Annotated in this window: 17 protein-coding genes; 15 read left to right on the forward strand and 2 right to left on the reverse strand. The window is 59.0% G+C overall.

All coding sequences use genetic code 11. From position 1 onward, the window contains the following. The first annotated feature begins 3 nt into the window (after positions 1 to 3). The 5 genes from EPN96_10730 to lpxK are packed head-to-tail and all read left to right on the forward strand — an operon-like array spanning position 4 to position 5896. A complete protein-coding gene (locus EPN96_10730; protein ID TAL16082.1) occupies positions 4 to 1110 on the forward strand; it encodes a lipid-A-disaccharide synthase in 1107 nt (368 codons plus the stop codon). Then, entirely contained in the window at positions 1111 to 2829 is a 1719-nt protein-coding gene (locus EPN96_10735; GenBank protein TAL16083.1) for an ABC transporter ATP-binding protein, read from the forward strand. After that, positions 2762 to 3481, forward strand: coding sequence for a DUF374 domain-containing protein (locus EPN96_10740; GenBank protein TAL16084.1), 720 nt, complete (start codon positions 2762 to 2764; stop codon positions 3479 to 3481). Before EPN96_10735 ends, EPN96_10740 begins: the two co-directional genes overlap by 68 nt. Further along, positions 3478 to 4767, forward strand: a complete 1290-nt coding sequence (locus tag EPN96_10745) for a hypothetical protein (GenBank protein TAL16085.1) — start codon at positions 3478 to 3480, stop codon at positions 4765 to 4767. Before EPN96_10740 ends, EPN96_10745 begins: the two co-directional genes overlap by 4 nt. Continuing rightward, positions 4748 to 5896: a tetraacyldisaccharide 4'-kinase gene (lpxK, locus tag EPN96_10750; protein ID TAL16086.1), complete on the forward strand. Its 1149-nt coding sequence runs from the start codon at positions 4748 to 4750 to the stop codon at positions 5894 to 5896. Before EPN96_10745 ends, lpxK begins: the two co-directional genes overlap by 20 nt. On the opposite strand, the gene EPN96_10755 is transcribed toward lpxK, so the two are convergent. Continuing rightward, positions 5880 to 6542 carry an RNA methyltransferase gene (locus EPN96_10755; GenBank protein ID TAL16087.1) on the reverse strand — a complete coding sequence of 221 codons (663 nt, stop codon included), beginning with the start codon at positions 6540 to 6542 and terminating at the stop codon, positions 5880 to 5882. The two genes, lpxK and EPN96_10755, sit on opposite strands and share 17 nt — an antisense overlap. Positions 6543 to 6596: 54 nt before the next feature. Between EPN96_10755 and EPN96_10760 the strand changes: the two genes are divergently transcribed. The 10 genes from EPN96_10760 (at position 6597) to EPN96_10805 (ending at position 16668) form a co-directional block, all read left to right on the forward strand. Then, the gene (locus tag EPN96_10760; GenBank protein TAL16088.1) at positions 6597 to 7139 is read left to right on the forward strand and encodes an epoxyqueuosine reductase QueH; all 543 of its coding nucleotides are present in this window, start codon (positions 6597 to 6599) and stop codon (positions 7137 to 7139) included. Beyond that, positions 7139 to 7936, forward strand: a complete 798-nt coding sequence (locus EPN96_10765) for an RNA methyltransferase (protein ID TAL16089.1) — start codon at positions 7139 to 7141, stop codon at positions 7934 to 7936. Before EPN96_10760 ends, EPN96_10765 begins: the two co-directional genes overlap by 1 nt. A gap of 98 nt (positions 7937 to 8034) precedes the next feature. Then, the gene (locus tag EPN96_10770) at positions 8035 to 8685 is read left to right on the forward strand and encodes a histidinol phosphate phosphatase domain-containing protein (protein ID TAL16090.1); all 651 of its coding nucleotides are present in this window, start codon (positions 8035 to 8037) and stop codon (positions 8683 to 8685) included. Between the two features lie 2 nt (positions 8686 to 8687). Continuing rightward, complete coding sequence (locus EPN96_10775) at positions 8688 to 9932, forward strand: hypothetical protein (GenBank protein ID TAL16091.1); 1245 nt, start codon at positions 8688 to 8690, stop codon at positions 9930 to 9932. Between the two features lie 252 nt (positions 9933 to 10184). Then, complete coding sequence (gene guaB, locus EPN96_10780) at positions 10185 to 11654, forward strand: IMP dehydrogenase (protein TAL16092.1); 1470 nt, start codon at positions 10185 to 10187, stop codon at positions 11652 to 11654. Between the two features lie 11 nt (positions 11655 to 11665). Further along, positions 11666 to 13219, forward strand: coding sequence for a glutamine-hydrolyzing GMP synthase (locus tag EPN96_10785; protein TAL16093.1), 1554 nt, complete (start codon positions 11666 to 11668; stop codon positions 13217 to 13219). Then, entirely contained in the window at positions 13220 to 13828 is a 609-nt protein-coding gene (locus EPN96_10790) for a guanylate kinase (protein ID TAL16094.1), read from the forward strand. A gap of 66 nt (positions 13829 to 13894) precedes the next feature. After that, positions 13895 to 14095 carry a DNA-directed RNA polymerase subunit omega gene (locus EPN96_10795; GenBank protein TAL16095.1) on the forward strand — a complete coding sequence of 67 codons (201 nt, stop codon included), beginning with the start codon at positions 13895 to 13897 and terminating at the stop codon, positions 14093 to 14095. Between the two features lie 28 nt (positions 14096 to 14123). Beyond that, a complete protein-coding gene (locus EPN96_10800) occupies positions 14124 to 16277 on the forward strand; it encodes a bifunctional (p)ppGpp synthetase/guanosine-3',5'-bis(diphosphate) 3'-pyrophosphohydrolase (protein TAL16096.1) in 2154 nt (717 codons plus the stop codon). A gap of 10 nt (positions 16278 to 16287) precedes the next feature. Next, a complete protein-coding gene (locus EPN96_10805; protein ID TAL16097.1) occupies positions 16288 to 16668 on the forward strand; it encodes a RidA family protein in 381 nt (126 codons plus the stop codon). Positions 16669 to 17159: 491 nt separating this feature from the next. On the opposite strand, the gene EPN96_10810 is transcribed toward EPN96_10805, so the two are convergent. Further along, complete coding sequence (locus EPN96_10810) at positions 17160 to 17531, reverse strand: hypothetical protein (protein ID TAL16098.1); 372 nt, start codon at positions 17529 to 17531, stop codon at positions 17160 to 17162. Positions 17532 to 17598 lie beyond the last annotated feature (67 nt).

Here is a 17598-nt window from a genome sequence, read left to right on the forward strand (position 1 = left end):
AAGATGGCGCGAATAGCAGTGGTGGCCGGGGAGACCTCGGGTGACATCCACGCCGGAAACCTGGTTTCAAGGCTGCTTGAGATGCGCCCGGAGCTTGAGGTGACAGCCATAGGCGGCGACCGCCTGGAGAAGGCCGGGGCGAGGATTCTCAGCCGTTACTCGGAGATATCCGCTATGGGCATCTTTGAGGTCGCTGAAAAGCTCCCCGCCCTCCGAAGGGCGAAAAAGACGATGCTGGCCCTCTTCCGGGAAAATCCCCCGGATCTCTTTCTCCCAGTCGATTTCGGCGGCTTCAACCTTATGCTGGCCAGAGAAGCCAAAAAAGCCCGCGTGCCGGTAATCTACTTCATTCCCCCGAAGGCGTGGGCGTGGGGAAGCTCCAGAATCGAAAAGGTCAGAGGTTGCTGCGACCACCTTCTGGCGATACTCCCCTTCGAGGAGGATTTCTGGCGGAAAAACGGGGTTTCGTGCGACTACGTCGGCTCCCCGGTTCTTGACCACCTCCAAAAGAGAAGTTTTTCCCCCGAGCCGGATCTGATCGGCCTTCTCCCCGGCTCCAGAAAGAGCGAGATAACCCGCATCTGGCCCCACCTTCTGGAGGCCGCGCGGATAATCTCAAGGGAAAGAAAGGTAAGGTTCGCGGTCCCTCTGGCGGAGGGTCTCGACCGGAGACTCCTTTCCTACGGAAACGCCAAGGGGCTTTCACTGGAGATCTGCGAGGGCAGGGCGCAGGAGGTGATGGAGCGGTCGAGAGTCTGCCTCGTGGCCTCCGGCACAGCCACCCTCGAGTGCGCGCTGGTCGGTACCCCGATGGTAGTGGTCTACCGGGCGAACCCCGTTTCCCTGCTTATCGCCCGGAGATTTATCACCACCCCCTTCGTCGCCCTTCCGAACCTCATAGCGGGAAGGGAAATAGTGCCGGAACTCGTCCAGAAACCGGCTGAAGAGACCGCCCTGGCCGCGCTCGAAATCCTGGACGAGGGCGAGAAAAGGGAAGCGATGCAAAGGGGCCTCGAAACCGTCAGGGAAAGAATAGGCGAGCCCGGGGCGAGCGAGCGGGCCGCAAGGATAATCCTTCAGAGGATGGGGCTTGCCCCGGTTGGAGGCTGAGTGCTCTTTCGCCGCGTCCTGAAATATTTCAAGCCCCACAAGTGGGCGATCATCCTCGCGATGCTCTGCACCGTGCTGGTCGGCCTTGTCTCCGCCGCGATGGCGAAGGTCGTCAAGCCGGTCATCGACGACGTTTTCATTAACCACGACGGCGAGATGCTGAAAATTCTGCCCTTCGTGGTCATCGGGCTCTTTATTCTGAAGGGGCTCGGCCGCTTCGGGCAGCAGGCGCTGATGGTAAAGGTCGGGGAGGTCTCCATCATGGAGATGAGAAACGACCTGATGGGGCGCATCCAGCACAGGGAGCTTTCCTTCTTCGAGGCCAACAACACCGGCTCCCTCATGACCCGCATGCTCTCGGACGTCTCCCTCATGCAGAACTCCGTGAGCTACGTCGTCGATTTCATACGCTACACGGTCACGATGCTCGGCCTCACCGTAGTCATGTTCCAGAAGGACTGGCGGCTCGCCCTCGTTGCCTCGCTCAGTCTTCCTCTCGCCATGTACCCGATGCGCCGCATAAGCGCCCTCATAAAGAAATACACGAGAAGGACGCAGGAGCGGATAGGCGGTATCTCGAAGGTACTTGTAGAGGCCTTCACGGGCATAGAGGTGGTCAAGGCCTTCGGCACCGAGGATAGGGAAAAGAAGAAATTCCGCGAGCAGAGCCTCAAGGTGCTTTACCATACCCTCAAGCGTTCGCGGCTGAACAGCGCCACCGCTCCGATAATGGAGCTGCTCGCCTCCTTCGGCATCGCGGCGATAATCTGGTACGGCGGCAACAACGTAATCAACGGCGTCATCACGCCCGGCGATTTCTTCGAGTTTCTCACCGCCCTCCTGATGATGGGCGAGCCGGTGAGGATGATCGGCTCGGTGAACAACAAGATACAGCAGGCGAGCGCCGCCGCCGAGAGGGTCTTCGAGGTCATTGACGAGACCCCCGCTCCCTGCGAGACGGAAGGCGACAAAGAACTTCACCCGCCGGTGGAGGAGGTCCGCTTCGAGGATGTCCACTTCTCCTACAACACAAGGGAAGAGGTGATACGAGGAGTGTCCTTTGTAGCCAGAAGGGGTGAGATGGTAGCCTTCGTCGGGGAGAGCGGCGCCGGAAAATCGACCATACTCAAGCTCCTGCCGCGCTTTTATTCGATTACCGCCGGCGCCATAAAGATAAACGGGATCGACATACGGGAATACGACGTCAAAAGCCTCCGCTCGCAGATCGCCATCGTCAACCAGTCCACCTTCCTCTTCGACGACACGGTGCTGAGCAACATCGCCCTCGGGAGGCCGGAAGCCACGAGGGAAGAGGTCATAGCGGCCGCCACCGCCGCCAACGCCCTGAGGTTCATAAGCGAGCTTCCAAACGGTTTCGATACGGTTATAGGCGAGCGCGGCGACACCCTCAGCGGCGGGCAGAAACAGAGAATCGCCATAGCGAGGGCGATACTTCGCAACGCGCCGATACTCATGCTGGACGAGGCTACGAGCGCGCTCGATTCGGAATCGGAAAAGGAGATTCAGTCAGCCCTTACTCTCCTGATGGAGGGGAGGACGACTTTCGTCATCGCGCACAGGCTCTCGACCATCCGCCACGCCGACAGGATTGTCTTTCTCAAGAAAGGCCTCGTCACCGAGGTAGGGAAACATCAGGAACTTGTCGCCCGCGACGGCGATTACGCGAGGCTGTGCAGAATACAGTTCGGAGAGGTGTAGCAGCTTGGCCGACCTTGTCCTTGGTCTGGCGCCCCTCCTCGCGAGAGGGTATTTGAGGCTTCTCGGGCTCACCTGCCGCTTTTCGGAGGAGGGCGTCGAGAACTACCGGCTCGCCCACGGCGAGGAAGGAAAGGCGATCTGGGTGCTCTGGCACAACAGGCTTCTTGGCCCGATACCGCTCCACGTCAACAAGAACATAGGCGTCGTCATCAGTCAGAGCCGGGACGGAGAGATGATCTCCCGCGTGGTAGAGCCCTTCGGCTACAAGGCGCTCCGGGGCTCCTCCTCCAGGGGCGGCGCTTCGGCCCTCAGGGGAGTCCTTCGCCACGCGAAGGACGGCAACATAGTCGCCTTCACCCCCGACGGGCCGAGAGGCCCCCGGTACACCGTCCACCCCGGCGTGGCCTACGCCGCGCAGAGAACGGGGCTTTACGTGATGCCGATGGGGGTATCATCTTCAAGGAAGAAGGTCTTCGGCTCCTGGGACCGTTTCCAGATGCCGCTGCCCTTTTCCCGCATACAACTGGTCTACGGAACCCCTCTCCTTTACTCGGAAGAGGAGGGGATAGAGGGTTTCTGCGAATCCGTGCGAAGGGGGCTTATCTCGGCGAATGAACGCGCCGACGAGCTTTTGGAGGTAACCTCTCCATGAAGCGGTTATTTTTCGTCTACCAGCTTGTGATTCACCTCCTCGGTCTTCCGGTGCTCCTTTTGTGGCCGCTGCTGGCAATGAAACTGGGGCGCATCCGCCCCTTCTGGCGGGAGCGGCTTGGAATCTGGGGGAAGGTGCCTAAAGGCGCGGTGTGGATTCACGGCGCTAGCATGGGGGAGATACGTTCGGTGGCTCCACTCGTCGGCGCGCTGAAGAAAAAGAACGCGAAGATTCTTCTGACCTCCATGAGCGACACCGGGCGCGTCGAGGCCGGGAAGCTGGTCGAGGGCTACGGGGCCGCGAGAATAATCCCCCTCGATTTCTTCTGGACCCTCCTTCCCGCCTTCCTGAAGGCGCGGCCGAAGGCGATTGTCGTCGCCGAGACGGAGATATGGCCCGGCTTCCTGATTATGGCGCACTTTTTCCGGGTTCCGATGATACTCGTCAGCGGGCGCATCTCGGACAAGACCTTCAACAGCTATCGCAAGATGCGCTCCGTGGTCGGCCCGCTCCTCTGCCTCTACGGCGAGATTCACGCCCAGTCCGACAAGGACGCAGAGCGGTTCCGCCAGCTCGGGGCCGAGGCAGGGATAGTGCGCGCGGGCGGAAACATGAAATTCGACATCGAGCCCGGCGATCCCGACTCACCCGAAGCCGCCTCCCTGAAGGAAGCGAGGGAAGCGGGCTTTGAGATACTTGTCGCGGGGTCCACTCACCCCGGCGAAGAGAGCGCGGTTCTGGACGGAATCTCCCTCCTCGGGAAAAAAGGGGTAAAGATCGGCTGCGTCGTCGCGCCGCGCCACCTCGGTCGTCTCGAAGAGGTCTTTTCCGACGTCAGAAGCGCCGGTTTGGGCTACGTTCGCTGGAGCGAACTCGGTGAAGGGAAGGCGCACCGCATCCGCGAAGCTTTTGAGAGCGGCAAGGTGCTGATAATCGATGTGATGGGCGTATTGTCGAAGCTTTACGCCGGGGCCGATGTCGCCTTTGTCGGCGGCACCATCGCCCCCGTCGGCGGACACAGCCTTCTCGAACCGCTCAGCGCCGGAATACCCGTACTTTTCGGCCCTCACGTGAGGAACACCCAGGAGGTCGCCGCCGAGGCGAAAAATCTCGGTCTCGGGTTCGAGATATCAGGCGGAAGCGGCCTTGCCGAAAAAACCACGCAACTCCTCGGCAGTCCGGAATCAATGGAAAAAATAAGACAGACCTCAGGTGAATTCTTGAGCCGCAACAGGGGCTCCGTAGACAGGGTCATTTCATTTTTAGATTCCAGAACCGTTCAGTAGAGGCGATTTTTTGAACTTCTATTTCTGGATAAAGGGATTTCTGAACAGGGAGCACCACGGAAGGGCTTTTTCCCTGCTCCTTCTGCCCTTTACCATCCTTTCATATCTGTTCGCCGGTTTCCAGCTTCTGAAAAGAACCCTTTACGAGGCAGGGATTCTGCCCTCCCGCCATGCCGGAGTGCCCACCGTATGCGTGGGAAACATCACCCTCGGCGGAACGGGAAAGACCCCGGTAGTCGAGACCGTCGCCAGAATATTCAAGAACGAGGGGCTCAGACCCGCCGTGATTTCGAGAGGCTACGGCGGAACCCTTGAGGGGAGGGTCGCGGTCGTTAGCGACGGCGAAACGGTTAAGCTTTCGGCGAGGGAGGCGGGCGACGAACCGCTGCTCCACGCAAAAAGACTCCTTTCTCTTGGCGTGCCGGTGATTATCGGGGCAAACAGGCTCAAAGCCGCGAGGGAAGCGGTTAAAAATCTCAAAGTTTCGGCGCTGGTTATGGACGACGGCTTCGGACACCTCCGCCTCAAGAGGGATATCAACGTCCTCATCGTCGACGCGACGAGGCCCTTCGGCAACGGCTTCTGCCTCCCGAGGGGAATACTAAGGGAGCCCCTTTTGGCCCTCTCTCGGGCCGACATCTTCGTTCTCACGCGCACAAGGGGATTGGGGAAAGACTACCTCGTCCAACTGCGAAGCCGCCTCGGAAGCTACAACCCCAAGGCCCCGGTGCTGACGGCCTCCCACTTTCCCGACCATCTCGAAAACCCTGTAACGGGCGAAAGCCACCCGCTCAAATGGCTCAAGGGGAAAAAAGTCGTCGCTTTTGCGGGCATAGGGAACCCGGAGGCGTTTTTCAGCGATATTTCCGTGCTCGGCGGGACGATTGTGGAACAGGTTTCCTTCCCCGACCATCACGACTTTTCGCAGGCCGACATCGACAGGCTGGTGAAGTTCGGCAGGCTGACCAGGGCTGACGCGCTCGTGACGACGCAGAAGGACATGCAGAGGGTGGAGGCGTTTTTGCCTCTCGACACCCCGGTCGTCTCGCTGAACATCAACATGAAATTCGAGGAAGGCGGAGAGGAAGCGCTGGCCGAAAAGTTGAGGGAAGTTATAAAGAGTTTTTAGATTCCGCCAGTACCCTGGATATCTTTTTCGCGTAGGGGGCGGTCTTGGGAAGCCAGGCCCCCAGGACCCGCGCCCTCTCTTCCGGTGAGAGCGCCCCGTGGTCGGGCCGCTCCTTTCTCATGCGCGAAGAAAGGGAGTAGATGCTTATCGCGGCGGCGACGGAGATGTTAAAGGACTGCACGAAGCCGTGCATAGGAATGGTGTAGAAGCCGTCGCAGTGAGAGACGGCCTCTTCGCTTACGCCGGTCCTCTCGTTGCCGAGAATTATGGCGACGGGTTTTTCCAGCGGTATTTCGTCGAGGGGAACCGCGCCTCTGCCCAGCATCGCGGCGTAAAGGGAAAACCCTTCGGCCTTGAGTTCCCGGGCGCAATCCCCGATGGAGACGTGGCGGTGGAGGTCGATCCACTTGTGGCTGCCCTTGGTTATCTTCCGGTTGATGGAGAAATCCTTCTCCCCCTCCACGACGTGGAGGTGCTGGACGCCGAAAGCCTCGCAGGTCCGAAGGACCGCGTTCATGTTGTGAGTGTTCCGAAGGTTTTCGGTGACGACGCGAAGCGCCCCGAGCCTCGCTTCGAGCGCGGTGGCTATGCGCTCCAGCCTCGCGGGGGTAAGCATCCCTTCCAGAATCTTGCGTAGATCGTCCATATCGCGCAAGATAGCAACTATCGCTAACCTTGTGAAGGTGAAGAAAGGCGAAGGTTGAAAGTTCTAATCCACGGCTGCTGCGGCCCCTGCCTCATAATGCCCCTCGCCGGTCTTGCCGGGGAGGGGGCGGAAACCCGCGTCTTTTTCTACAATCCGAATATCCACCCCTACACCGAGTGGGAAAAAAGGCGAGAGACGCTGACCGCCCACTGCGAAAGAGAGGGCGCACCGCTCCTCCCGGTCCCGGAATACGATATAAGCGAGTGGTTTCGCGCCATCGCCTACCGGGAGACGCAGCGGTGCAGGCTCTGCTACTACCTTCGCCTTCGCGAAACCGCCAAAGTCGCCAAAAAGGGCAAATTCGACTGCTTCACCACCTCCCTTCTGTGCAGCAAATACCAGAAGCACGAGCTAATCAGGGAAACGGGGGAGGAGGTCTCGAAGGAATTTGACGTTCCCTTTCTCTACAGGGACTGGCGGGACGACTGGGAAGAGGGGGTGAGGCGCAGCAGGGAGCTTTCCATGTACAGGCAGCCCTACTGCGGCTGCCTCTACAGCGAGACAGAGCGCTACCGCGAAAAGGGAGCGGCTAAGTGATGGAAGAGGTAATCCGCTCAACCGCCAATTCGAGGGTTAAGCTGGTCAAAAAGCTCCTTACCGACTCGAAGCACCGCAAAAGCGAGGGGCTATGGGTGGCGGAGGGGGTCCGTCTCGTCGAAGAGGTGCTGGCAAGCGGCCTTCCGATATCTTTTCTCGTCGTCTCCGAGGACGCGGACAGCGACAGGATCGAGCGCATAAAACTTGAGGTTTCCCGCAAGCAGGTTGAGCTTATCGCCGTATCTCGCGGCGTTATGAAGGAACTCTCCGACACCGCCGCCCCGCAGGGGGTCGCCGCGGTCTTCTCACCTCCGGAGTTCACCCTCGAAGAGCTGGCGAAGAGCAGAAGACCGGTCCTCATCCTCGATGCGGTGAGGGACCCCGGCAACCTGGGAACGATAGCGCGCTCGGCGCTCGCTGGGGGAGCGGGCGGGATAATTCTCGGCCCCTCCTCGGTTGACCCCGGAAACCCCAAGGCACTTAGGGGCTCGATGGGGGCGCTGCTTCGCCTGCCCGTTGTCAGCGTAGACACAAACTCAGGCGTTAGGGAGGCGCTTTCCATGCCGATTCTGGGAACTGGCGGGGAAGGGGGCAAGCTGCCCGAAGAGTGCCCGCTTCACGAACCCTTCGCCCTCCTCATCGGACAGGAGGCGGAGGGAATATCGGAGGAGTGGCGCGCGCTGGCCGACTCCTGGCTGACCATACCGATGGAAAACGGCGTGGAATCGCTGAACGTGGCCACAGCCGCCAGCGTGATACTGTTCGAGGCGGCCCGCCAACGCCGTTCGCGAAGTTAGCTGCACAGCCGGCAAGGTTGATTAGGTTTCCCCCAACCGGTTTTTCCGTGTTATCATATAAAGTTCCATAGTTCCACTCCACGAGCTTCAGGTGAACGATGATTGACCTCCACACTCATACGATTTTCTCAGACGGGGCGCTGATACCCTCCGAACTCATCAGGAGGGCGGTCAGCCTCGGCCTTCGCGCCATAGCGATAGCCGATCACGCCGACGCCTCGAACCTCGATTTCGTCGTCCCGAGGGTCATAAAGGCCTGCGAGGAAAACAGCGCCTGCCGTTCGATAAAGGCCATTCCCGGCGTCGAACTGACCCACCTGCATCCTTCGTCTATCGCAAAGCATGTCGCCCACGCGAGGGAACTGGGCGCTAAGATCGTCGTGATACACGGCGAATCGCCGGTGGAGCCGGTGGAGCACGGCACCAACCGGGCGGGAATCGAGGCGGGAGCCGACATAATCGCCCACCCCGGCCTCATCTCCGAAGAGGATGCCCTCCTCGCCGCGAAAAAAGGCGTACATCTCGAAATAACCGCGAGAAAGGGCCACAGCCTGACCAACGGCTACGTCGCCGCCATGGCGAGAAAGACCGGCGCGAAGCTGGTCCTCGATACCGACGCCCACGCGCCCGGCGATCTCATCTCTCTCCAGTTCGCGAAGGTCGTCGCGCTGGGCGCGGGGCTGACGGAGGGTGAATTCGACAAAATACGTGAAAACATGGCCCGCCTGGCCGGACTCGCGGAAGGTTAGGGATGCGCTTTATCCGCTTTTCGGTCTTCTTCGCCTCTCTTTTCGCCCTTCTCGGCTGTCAGGTCCTGAACGCGGGTATCTACCGTTCGCCCCCGCACCCGTTGCCCTCCGAGGCACAACTCGCTGCGGCGAAGGAGCCCTGGGGAGGAGCGGGAAAGGCCGGTAGAACCGGATTCGAGGCGCCCAAGTCCCTTGAAAACCCGAGGATTGTCACTCTTGCGGCATCCGAAGGATTTCCCCGTTTCGGGCAGCGCAGCGCCCCTCTGGCGGTAGGCAGTCTTGTCATCGTCGGCGGCTCGGAGGGTTACGTCACGGCGCTGGACTTCGGGAGCCGCGAGATTGTCTGGCGCTTTCGGTCGCCGGAGGGGATATCCTCGACGCCGGTTGTCGCTTTCGGAAAGATTATCGTCGCGGACGAGGGCGGGAACGTAAACGCCCTTGATTTTAACGGCAAGTCAGTCTGGAACGTGACCCTTCCCTACCCGGTCTTCGCCGACCTGCTCGTAGACGGCGACAACCTCTACGTCCTTTGCGCCGACCAGAAGCTCTACTCCTTCAGGGCCGGGGACGGGACCCCCCTCTGGCAGTACGGAGACAGGATGCCGAGGGAATCCGCCATCTGGAAGGGCGCCTCCTTCGCCGTCTACAAGGACTCGGTTTATCTCGGCACCTCCGAGGGGTATCTGGTGAAGATCGCCGGCGAATCCGGAACGCAGCTCTGGAAGGTCCGGGTCGCCGACAGGGGGCTTTTCCCCGACGTCACCGCCGGACCGTCTATAGAGGACAACGTCATCTACGCCGGTACCAAGGACGGCTCAGTCGCGGCGCTCGACGCCGACACCGGAGCGGTCTTGTGGCGAAAGGAAGGCGGCGGGGCCGCCGGTTTCGCCCTGACGAAGGAAGCACTCTATTTCGGCAACTTCAAGGGCGAGATAACAGCCCTCAAAAGGAGCGGCGGCGAGGAGCTGTGGAAGACTTCTCCCTCAGGCAGGGAGGAAACACCCTCCTTCGTGTTGTCGGCCGGAAACGATATAATTGCGGGATACTTCGACAGCGGGATATTCGTGCTCGACGGCGAGAGCGGCGTGACTAAAGAAGCTTTCTCGACTGGCTCCGGCGTCGGAGCAGCACCATACGTGGGCGAAAGAGGGATGGTCCTCCATTCTAACGCCGGAAACCTCTATATCTTCGACGCGGCTAAGGGCTTGTCCGTAAATAGGCCTTTCGGAGATCGCGCCGGATTTTGAGAGCGCTTTTGTCGCGAAGATTGAGCAAAACCGCAGGCGTAGTTGTTCTACGGCGAGGTTTTGCGATTGATGAGTGGCGAAAGCGGGCCAAAAGCCGGATGCGAGAACGAAGGTTTTATTTACGGACAAGCCCTGACTAAAAAACTCCTTTGCCATAAAGTTATTTCGTTCGCCTTGACAACTGGCGCCGATTAATTTAGCCTTCCCGCTCTTACGGCGGACCCATATTATTTTTAAGCACGTGGAGGTTACATGCTAGACAGCAATATCCCATTCGCCCTGACCTTCGACGACGTGCTCCTTGTGCCTTCCGCTTCGTCAATTCTGCCGGATCAGGCTGACATATCCACGCAGCTCACCCGCGAAATCCGCCTGAACGTACCGCTCCTTTCCGCCGCGATGGACACCGTCACGGAAGCCAACACCGCCATAGCGATGGCGCAGGAGGGCGGAATCGGTATTATCCACCGTAACCTGTCCATAGCGGATCAGGCTTACGAGGTCGAAAAGGTCAAGAAGTCGGAAGCGGGGATGATCGTCGATCCGATCACCATGAAGCCGGACGAAAAGGTCGAGCGGGCGATGGAGCTGATGCGCCAGTACCGCATCTCGGGCGTCCCGATAATCGACGAGGATAACAAGCTCGTCGGCATTCTCACCAACCGCGACCTTCGCTTCGAGAAAAACCCCGACAGGATCGTGCGGGACGTGATGACCAAGACCAACCTCGTGACGGTGCCGCCCGGGACGACCCTCGAACAGGCGAAGGAGCTTCTCCAGCAGCACCGCATCGAAAAGCTCCCCGTGGTGGACGCCAACTACAGACTTACGGGGCTCATAACCATTAAAGACATCGAAAAAGCCCGCAAATACCCCAACGCCTGCAAGGATTCAATGGGCAGGCTCAGGGTCGGCGCGGCGGTAGGCGTAGGCACCGGCCGCGACGAGCGGGTTGAAAAGCTGATCGCCGCGGGTTGCGACGTGATAGCTGTGGACACCGCCCACGGCCATTCCAGGATGGTCATCGACGCCGTCAGGGCTCTTCGGAGCCAGTGGCCGAAGCTCCAGATTATCGCGGGCAACGTGGCGACGGGCGAGGCGACCAAAGATCTGATCGAAGCCGGAGCCGACGCGGTGAAGGTCGGCGTGGGGCCCGGCTCAATCTGCACTACCCGCGTAGTCGCCGGAGCGGGCGTCCCCCAGATTACCGCCGTGGCCGAAGCTTCCGCCGTAGCCGACAAATACGGCGTACCGATTGTCGCCGACGGCGGCATCAAATACTCGGGAGACCTCACGAAGGCGGTTGCCGCCGGAGCTTCCTCGATAATGATAGGCAGCCTCCTCGCCGGAACCGAAGAGAGCCCCGGCGAACTCATCCTCTATCAGGGCCGCTCCTACAAGATATACAGGGGCATGGGCTCGATAGGCGCGATGAAGCTCGGAAGCCGCGACCGCTACTTCCAGGGCGTCCGTGACGAATCGGAGCTCGTACCCGAGGGAATAGAGGGAAGGGTGCCCAACAGGGGGCCGCTTTCCAAGATAGTCTATCAGCTTCTCGGCGGGCTTCGTGCGGGGATGGGCTACACCGGCAGCGCGAACATAGACGCGCTCAGGAAAAACGGCAGGTTCGTCCGCATCAGCCCCGCGGGTCTCAAAGAGAGCCACGTTCACGACGTAATCATTATGAAAGAAGCCCCCAACTACCGGGTCGAGCCCGTTTAGGCGGACAGACAATGCACGACATACACGAGCAGAAGATTCTGATACTGGATTTCGGAAGCCAGTACACCCAGCTTATCGCCAGAAGGATTCGCGAGAGCAGGGTTTACTGCGAGATCCACCCCTGCAACATCTCGCTGGACAGGATACGCTCCTTCGGAGCCAGGGGGATCGTTCTTTCCGGCGGCCCCGCCAGCGTCCACGCGGAAGGCTCGCCCCTCATCAGCCCCGAGGTCTTCGAGCTCGGCGTGCCGGTGCTGGGCATCTGCTACGGAATGCAGCTTATGGCGCACCTCCTCGGCGGGCGCGTCGCTCCGGGCACGGAGCGCGAATACGGCCTGGCCCACATTACCGTGACCGATTCCTCCGGCATTCTGGCCGGTTTCGGCGAAAGCGAGAGCGTCCCCGTGTGGATGAGCCACGGCGACAGGCTCGAAGCCCTCCCCAAGGGGTTTCACGTCATGGCGCATTCGGGAAACTCCCCCGTAGCGGCAATGGGCCACTCGGAAAAGCCCTTTTACGGCGTCCAGTTCCACCCCGAGGTGGTACACACGCCGAGGGGCAGGGAGATGCTCGAAAACTTCCTCTTCGACGTCTGCAAGCTCGACCCGATCTGGACGATGGGCTCCTTCATACAGTCCAGCATCGAAGAGGTGAAGAACACCGTCGGAGACGGCAGGGTAATCTGCGCTCTCTCGGGCGGAGTCGATTCCTCGGTTGTCGCCCTCCTCCTTCACAAGGCGATAGGCGACAAGCTGACCTGCATCTTCGTGGACAACGGAGTACTTAGAAAAGGCGAGGCCGAAAAGGTGGTGCGCACCTTCCGCGACCACTACCACATGAACCTCATCCACGCCGACGCCGCCGATCTCTTTCTGGAAAAACTCTCGGGAGTCTCCGACCCCGAGACCAAGAGAAAGATCATAGGCAACGAATTCATCTACCTCTTCGAGAGGGAGGCGAAAAAGCTCGGCGACATCAAGTTTCTCGCCCAGGGCACCCTCTACCCCGACGTTATAGAATCCGTCTCCTTCAAAGGGCCTAGCGCCACCATAAAGAGCCACCACAACGTGGGAGGGCTCCCCGACAGGATGAACCTCAAGCTGATAGAACCCCTCCGCGAGCTTTTCAAGGACGAGGTGCGCGAGGTGGGGAGGGAACTGGGGCTGATGGAAGAAATTCTGGAGCGCCACCCCTTTCCGGGGCCGGGGCTCGCCATCCGCATCATAGGCGAGATTACGAGAGAGCGCCTAGAAGTTCTCCGCGAAGCCGACGCAATCGTCCGCGAGGAGATAGCGGGCTCCGGGCTTCAGAACGCCGTCTGGCAGGTCTTTTGCGTCCTTCTGCCGGTGAAGTCGGTCGGCGTCATGGGCGACGAGCGCACCTACGAAAACGTGGCCGCCGTCCGTTCGGTGAATTCCCTCGACGGAATGACGGCGGACTGGTCGAAGCTCCCCTACGAGGTCCTCGGACGCATCTCGAACCGCATCATCAACGAGGTGCGCGGCATAAACAGGGTCGTTTACGACATCTCCTCCAAGCCCCCCGCGACCATTGAGTGGGAATAGATGGGGAGAGGCGCCCTTTTTGTAATTTCCGCGCCCTCGGGCGCCGGTAAATCGTCGCTTATAAAGGCCCTTCGGGAGGAGATGCCGGTAAGCTTTTCGATATCCCACACCACCCGCCCGCCGAGGCCGGGGGAGATCGACGGAGTTCACTACCACTTCGTGACGAAGGAAGTCTTTGAAAAGATGGTGGAAAATTCCGAGTTCGCCGAGTGGGCGGAGGTTCACGGGAACCTCTACGGCACAAGTTTCCGGGCGCTTGACGAGGCGATGGAAAAGGGAAATGACGTAATCCTGGACATCGACGTTCAGGGGGCGTTAAACCTTCGCGAAAAGACGGATTTAAAGCCCGTGCTGGTCTTCATAATGCCGCCCTCGCTCGCAGAGCTTGAAAAGAGGCTAACCCTCCGGGGCGATGTGGACGATGAAGTTATAAGAAGGCGTCTGGACAATGCGCGGGGCGAGACGGCCCAGGCCGGAAAATACGATTATATTATCGTCAACGACAATTTCGACAAGGCAGTGCAGGACTTGGGCGCGGTCATTCTGGCCGGAAAGCCCGGAAACAAAGGTTCAACAAAAATGCGTCCCGATCTTTTCGGGTCAAACTAAGGAGCTTATTGAAAACGTCGTGAGAAAACCCTCAGTTTTCAACAAAGCTCCTGCAAGAGGATAAAAATGGCGCGAGTCACAGTAGAAGATTGCCTGGAAAAAGTTCAAAACCGCTTTGCTCTTGCGATGGTGGCCTCCCAGAGGGCGAAACAGCTCCTCAAGGGCGCACCTCCGCTCCTCCAGACAAAAAACAAGTTTGTCGTCACCGCCCTTCGCGAGATAGCCGAAGGCAAGGTGACCGTGAAGGAGAGGAAATCCTCCAGGTAATTTCCCGGTTCCTTAAGGAAACTTCTCCATGAGTCCCGTAGAGGCGCTGGAAAGCTTAAAGGGGAAACTCCTCGAAAGGGACAAGGAGGCCCGGGTGGACCTCATTGCCCGCGCCTTCGATTTCGCCCAGAAATCGAACGTCGAGGCACCCGCTTCCAGAGAGGACGAGACCGTTCATATTCTTGCGGTGGCGCAGATACTCGCCGACCTGAATATGGACGAGGATACGATTGCCGCAGGCATCCTCCACAAAGCCGTGGAAAAGGCGGGCATCCCGGAGGTCAGGGCCCAGTTCGGCGAAGAAGTCGCCAATATCGCCGAAAGCTTCAACAAAGTCCTCTCTATCCGCTACTCCACCACCTCGACCTCCTCGGCCGACCACGCGGAAAAATTCAGACGGCTGATCCTCAGCATGGCCCGCGACGTGCGCGTCGTCATGGTGAAGCTGGCCGATCACCTCTACAACATGCGCACCATCGAGCGCTTCCCCCTCGAAAAGCGCGATATCATGGCGCGGGAAACCCTAGACATCTACGCCCCCCTCGCGAACCGCCTCGGTATACACAAGCTCAAGAGCGAACTTGAGGACCTCGGGCTCCGCTACACCGAGCCGGAGGTCTACGCCGACCTCCTGGCCAGAAGCGAAAAGACCCAGAGCGAGATGACCTCCTATATCGCGGAGGTCAAAAAGATACTCGACGGCACGCTCGCCGAAAATTCCATAAAAGGCGAGGTATCCGGCAGATTAAAGCACCTCTACTCCATTTACTCCAAGATGCTGGCGCAGGACATCCCCTTCGAGAAGGTTTTCGACAGGGTCGCTTTCCGGGTCATCGTAGGCGAGGTGCGCGACTGCTACGCGATACTCGGCGCGGTGCACGCCCGCTGGACTCCGGTTCCGGGCCGCTTCAAGGACTACATAGCCCTCCCGAAGCCCAACCTTTACCAGTCGCTCCACACCACCGTCATCGGCCCCAGGAATTTTCCCCTGGAGGTGCAGATACGCACTCTTGAGATGCACAGGGTGGCCGAGGAGGGCATCGCGGCGCACTGGCGCTACAAGGAAAAGCGCGGCGCGGACGCCAAGGCCGACACCATCTTCCACTGGCTCCGCCAGGTAGTCGAGGCCAACCGCGACGTGGGAGACCCGAGGGATTTTCTCGAAAACATCAAGGGAGACCTCTTCCCGGACGTCGTCTTCGTCTTCACCCCGGCGGGCGACGTGATGGAGCTGCCGAAAAACTCCACCCCGATAGATTTCGCCTACAACGTCCACAGTCAGGTGGGCAACCACTGCGTGGGCGCGAAGGTGAACGACAGGATGGTTCCCCTCTCCACGGTGCTCAAAAACGGCGACCGGGTGGAGATAATCACCTCCAAGAACCAAAAGCCCAGCTCCGACTGGCTGGAGTTCGTAAAGTCCTCGAAGGCGCAGAACCGCATACGCCAGTGGATACGCAACGAACAGCGCCTGCGGTCGGTGGAACTCGGCAGGGACATCCTCGACAGGGAATTCAGGAAGGCGGGAAAGAGCCTCGCGAAGGCTATCAAGGACGGACTTATCGACGAGATTGCCGACCGTTTCGGAGTGAACAAGAGCGAGGAGGTTCTCGAAGCCGTCGGCTATGGCAAGGTCAACGCCAGGCTCGTCGTCGAGAGGGTCTACCCCGAGGTGGAGCAGGAAAAGGTAGAGGAAGAGCCGAAGCGCGAGCGAAAGACCCACAAGAAATCACAGGGCATCGTGATAAAGGGAGTGGGCAACGTCATGGTCCGCTTCGCCCGCTGCTGCATGCCGCTTCCGGGAGAAGAGGTTATCGGCTTCATAACCAAAGGGCAGGGGCTCACTGTCCACAGGGCCGATTGCCCGAGTCTCGCGAGAAGCGACGTTTCGAGGCAGATAGAGGTTGACTGGGATCTCGGCGAAGGCGCGGCTCACGCGGTCAGGCTCCGGGTAATCGGAGACGCGAAGCCCGCCATACTCTCCAACATTACCCAGGCCCTCGCCAATATCGGAATACAGGTCGTCAGCGCCCACGCCATACCCCACATGCACTCCAAGAACGAGTACCTCTTCGCCGTAATGGTTCCCGACGTGGACAAGGTCCAGAAGGTAGTCAGCGAAATAAAAAAACTGAAGGGAATCGACAGCGTGATGCGCGTGGGGCGGGGCGCTTCCTCATAAGGATGCGAAGATGAAAAAGGCGATTGTGACGGACAAGGCCCCGAAGGCCGTCGGGCCTTACAGCCAGGGAATCGAAGCCGGGGGCTTTCTTTTTTTGTCCATGCAACTCCCCCTTGACCCGAAGACCGGCGAGCTTGTCGGGACGGACGCTAAAACACAGACGAGGCAGGTCTTCAGGAACCTCGGGGCGCTCCTCGAAAGCGCCGGAGCCGGCTACGGCGACCTCGTCAGGACAACCCTCTACCTCGCCGACATGAACGACTTCGCCGCCGTCAACGAGGTCTATACCGAGTTTCTGACCGAGCTTCCCCCCGCCCGCGCCGCCTTTCAGGCGGCCAAGCTGCCCAAAAACGCCCTCGTGGCGATAGACGCCATCGCATACCGGAAGTAATTCAATGCAATGTCGGCTTTCGTCCCTCAAACCGACCTACCCGGCTACGCGGCTCACAAATACCACATTAGGTACCTAGCGGTAGCCTCAGTTAAGTCGTCGAACTCTTCAACATCTTGTGCTTCACCACGAAAAGACACGTAAACTCGATATTTGCTGCCTGTTCGTTCTAGAACAGGAAACTCATGATATTTTGGGTCACCCGGTTTAGATACATGTCGTTCAATAAGTTGTGGGTGTATACGTAAATACTCAGCCAATTGCGACTTGGTCACAGTGATATGTTGTCTAAAATTTGGGACTTTGTTTAGGTCTCCGACATATTCTGAAATAAGATCGTAGACATCCCTAAGCCCTGATGTTAATGCTCTAAGTTGTTCTTGATCAGGAATTGGAAGTGTTTTTACCATTGTTCTATTATCTTAAATTCACCTACTTGTTGAAGGGATTTTAGTCCGTAGGTTAGGTGGAGCGAAGCGATACCTACCCGGCTATACCTCACCAAAATTCCCAAGGGTCGTCAAGGCGGAGTCCACCCAGCGAACGTAGAATGGTTTGAATGCTTTTCTCTTCTCTATAGCATCGCGAAGTTCCTCCAAGTCTTTCCGCAACTCGGTCAACCTGAGTTCCTTTATCACCTCAACTGCAAGCATCGTCTTAGGTTCGGACCGCTCATCTAACCATTCTCTAAGGACTTCGATTAACGCATCCTTATCCTTCCTGTCTAACGCTCTCTTAGCACTGTCGAGAATATGTTCTCTCAAGTACTCACCCGATTTTTGCGCCCCAGGGTCTGCCAGATTTGTGTCGAATTCCACTAACACTGTCACTTTACCCCTGATTAGTTCCTTTTTTGCGCTCATTAATATGTCTTTCCTGTCCAAGTCCGCAGACCGTTTGTTGGGTATCGCTTCGCTCCACCCAACCTAC

The organism is bacterium, from assembly GCA_004322275.1.
GTDB lineage: Bacteria > Desulfobacterota > Deferrisomatia > Deferrisomatales > BM512 > SCTA01.

Bases quoted from the DNA above. Each gene is read 5' to 3' on its own strand.
- EPN96_10730 (TAL16082.1), top strand. From the start codon at position 4: ATGGCGCGAATAGCAGTGGTGGCCGGGGAGACCTCGGGTGACATCCAC.
- EPN96_10745 (TAL16085.1), top strand. From the start codon at position 3,478: ATGAAGCGGTTATTTTTCGTCTACCAGCTTGTGATTCACCTCCTCGGT.
- EPN96_10755 (TAL16087.1), bottom strand. From the start codon at position 6,542: ATGGACGATCTACGCAAGATTCTGGAAGGGATGCTTACCCCCGCGAGG.
- EPN96_10765 (TAL16089.1), top strand. From the start codon at position 7,139: ATGGAAGAGGTAATCCGCTCAACCGCCAATTCGAGGGTTAAGCTGGTC.
- EPN96_10770 (TAL16090.1), top strand. From the start codon at position 8,035: ATGATTGACCTCCACACTCATACGATTTTCTCAGACGGGGCGCTGATA.
- EPN96_10775 (TAL16091.1), top strand. From the start codon at position 8,688: ATGCGCTTTATCCGCTTTTCGGTCTTCTTCGCCTCTCTTTTCGCCCTT.
- guaB (TAL16092.1), top strand. From the start codon at position 10,185: ATGCTAGACAGCAATATCCCATTCGCCCTGACCTTCGACGACGTGCTC.
- EPN96_10785 (TAL16093.1), top strand. From the start codon at position 11,666: ATGCACGACATACACGAGCAGAAGATTCTGATACTGGATTTCGGAAGC.
- EPN96_10790 (TAL16094.1), top strand. From the start codon at position 13,220: ATGGGGAGAGGCGCCCTTTTTGTAATTTCCGCGCCCTCGGGCGCCGGT.
- EPN96_10795 (TAL16095.1), top strand. From the start codon at position 13,895: ATGGCGCGAGTCACAGTAGAAGATTGCCTGGAAAAAGTTCAAAACCGC.
- EPN96_10800 (TAL16096.1), top strand. From the start codon at position 14,124: ATGAGTCCCGTAGAGGCGCTGGAAAGCTTAAAGGGGAAACTCCTCGAA.
- EPN96_10805 (TAL16097.1), top strand. From the start codon at position 16,288: ATGAAAAAGGCGATTGTGACGGACAAGGCCCCGAAGGCCGTCGGGCCT.
- EPN96_10810 (TAL16098.1), bottom strand. From the start codon at position 17,531: ATGAGCGCAAAAAAGGAACTAATCAGGGGTAAAGTGACAGTGTTAGTG.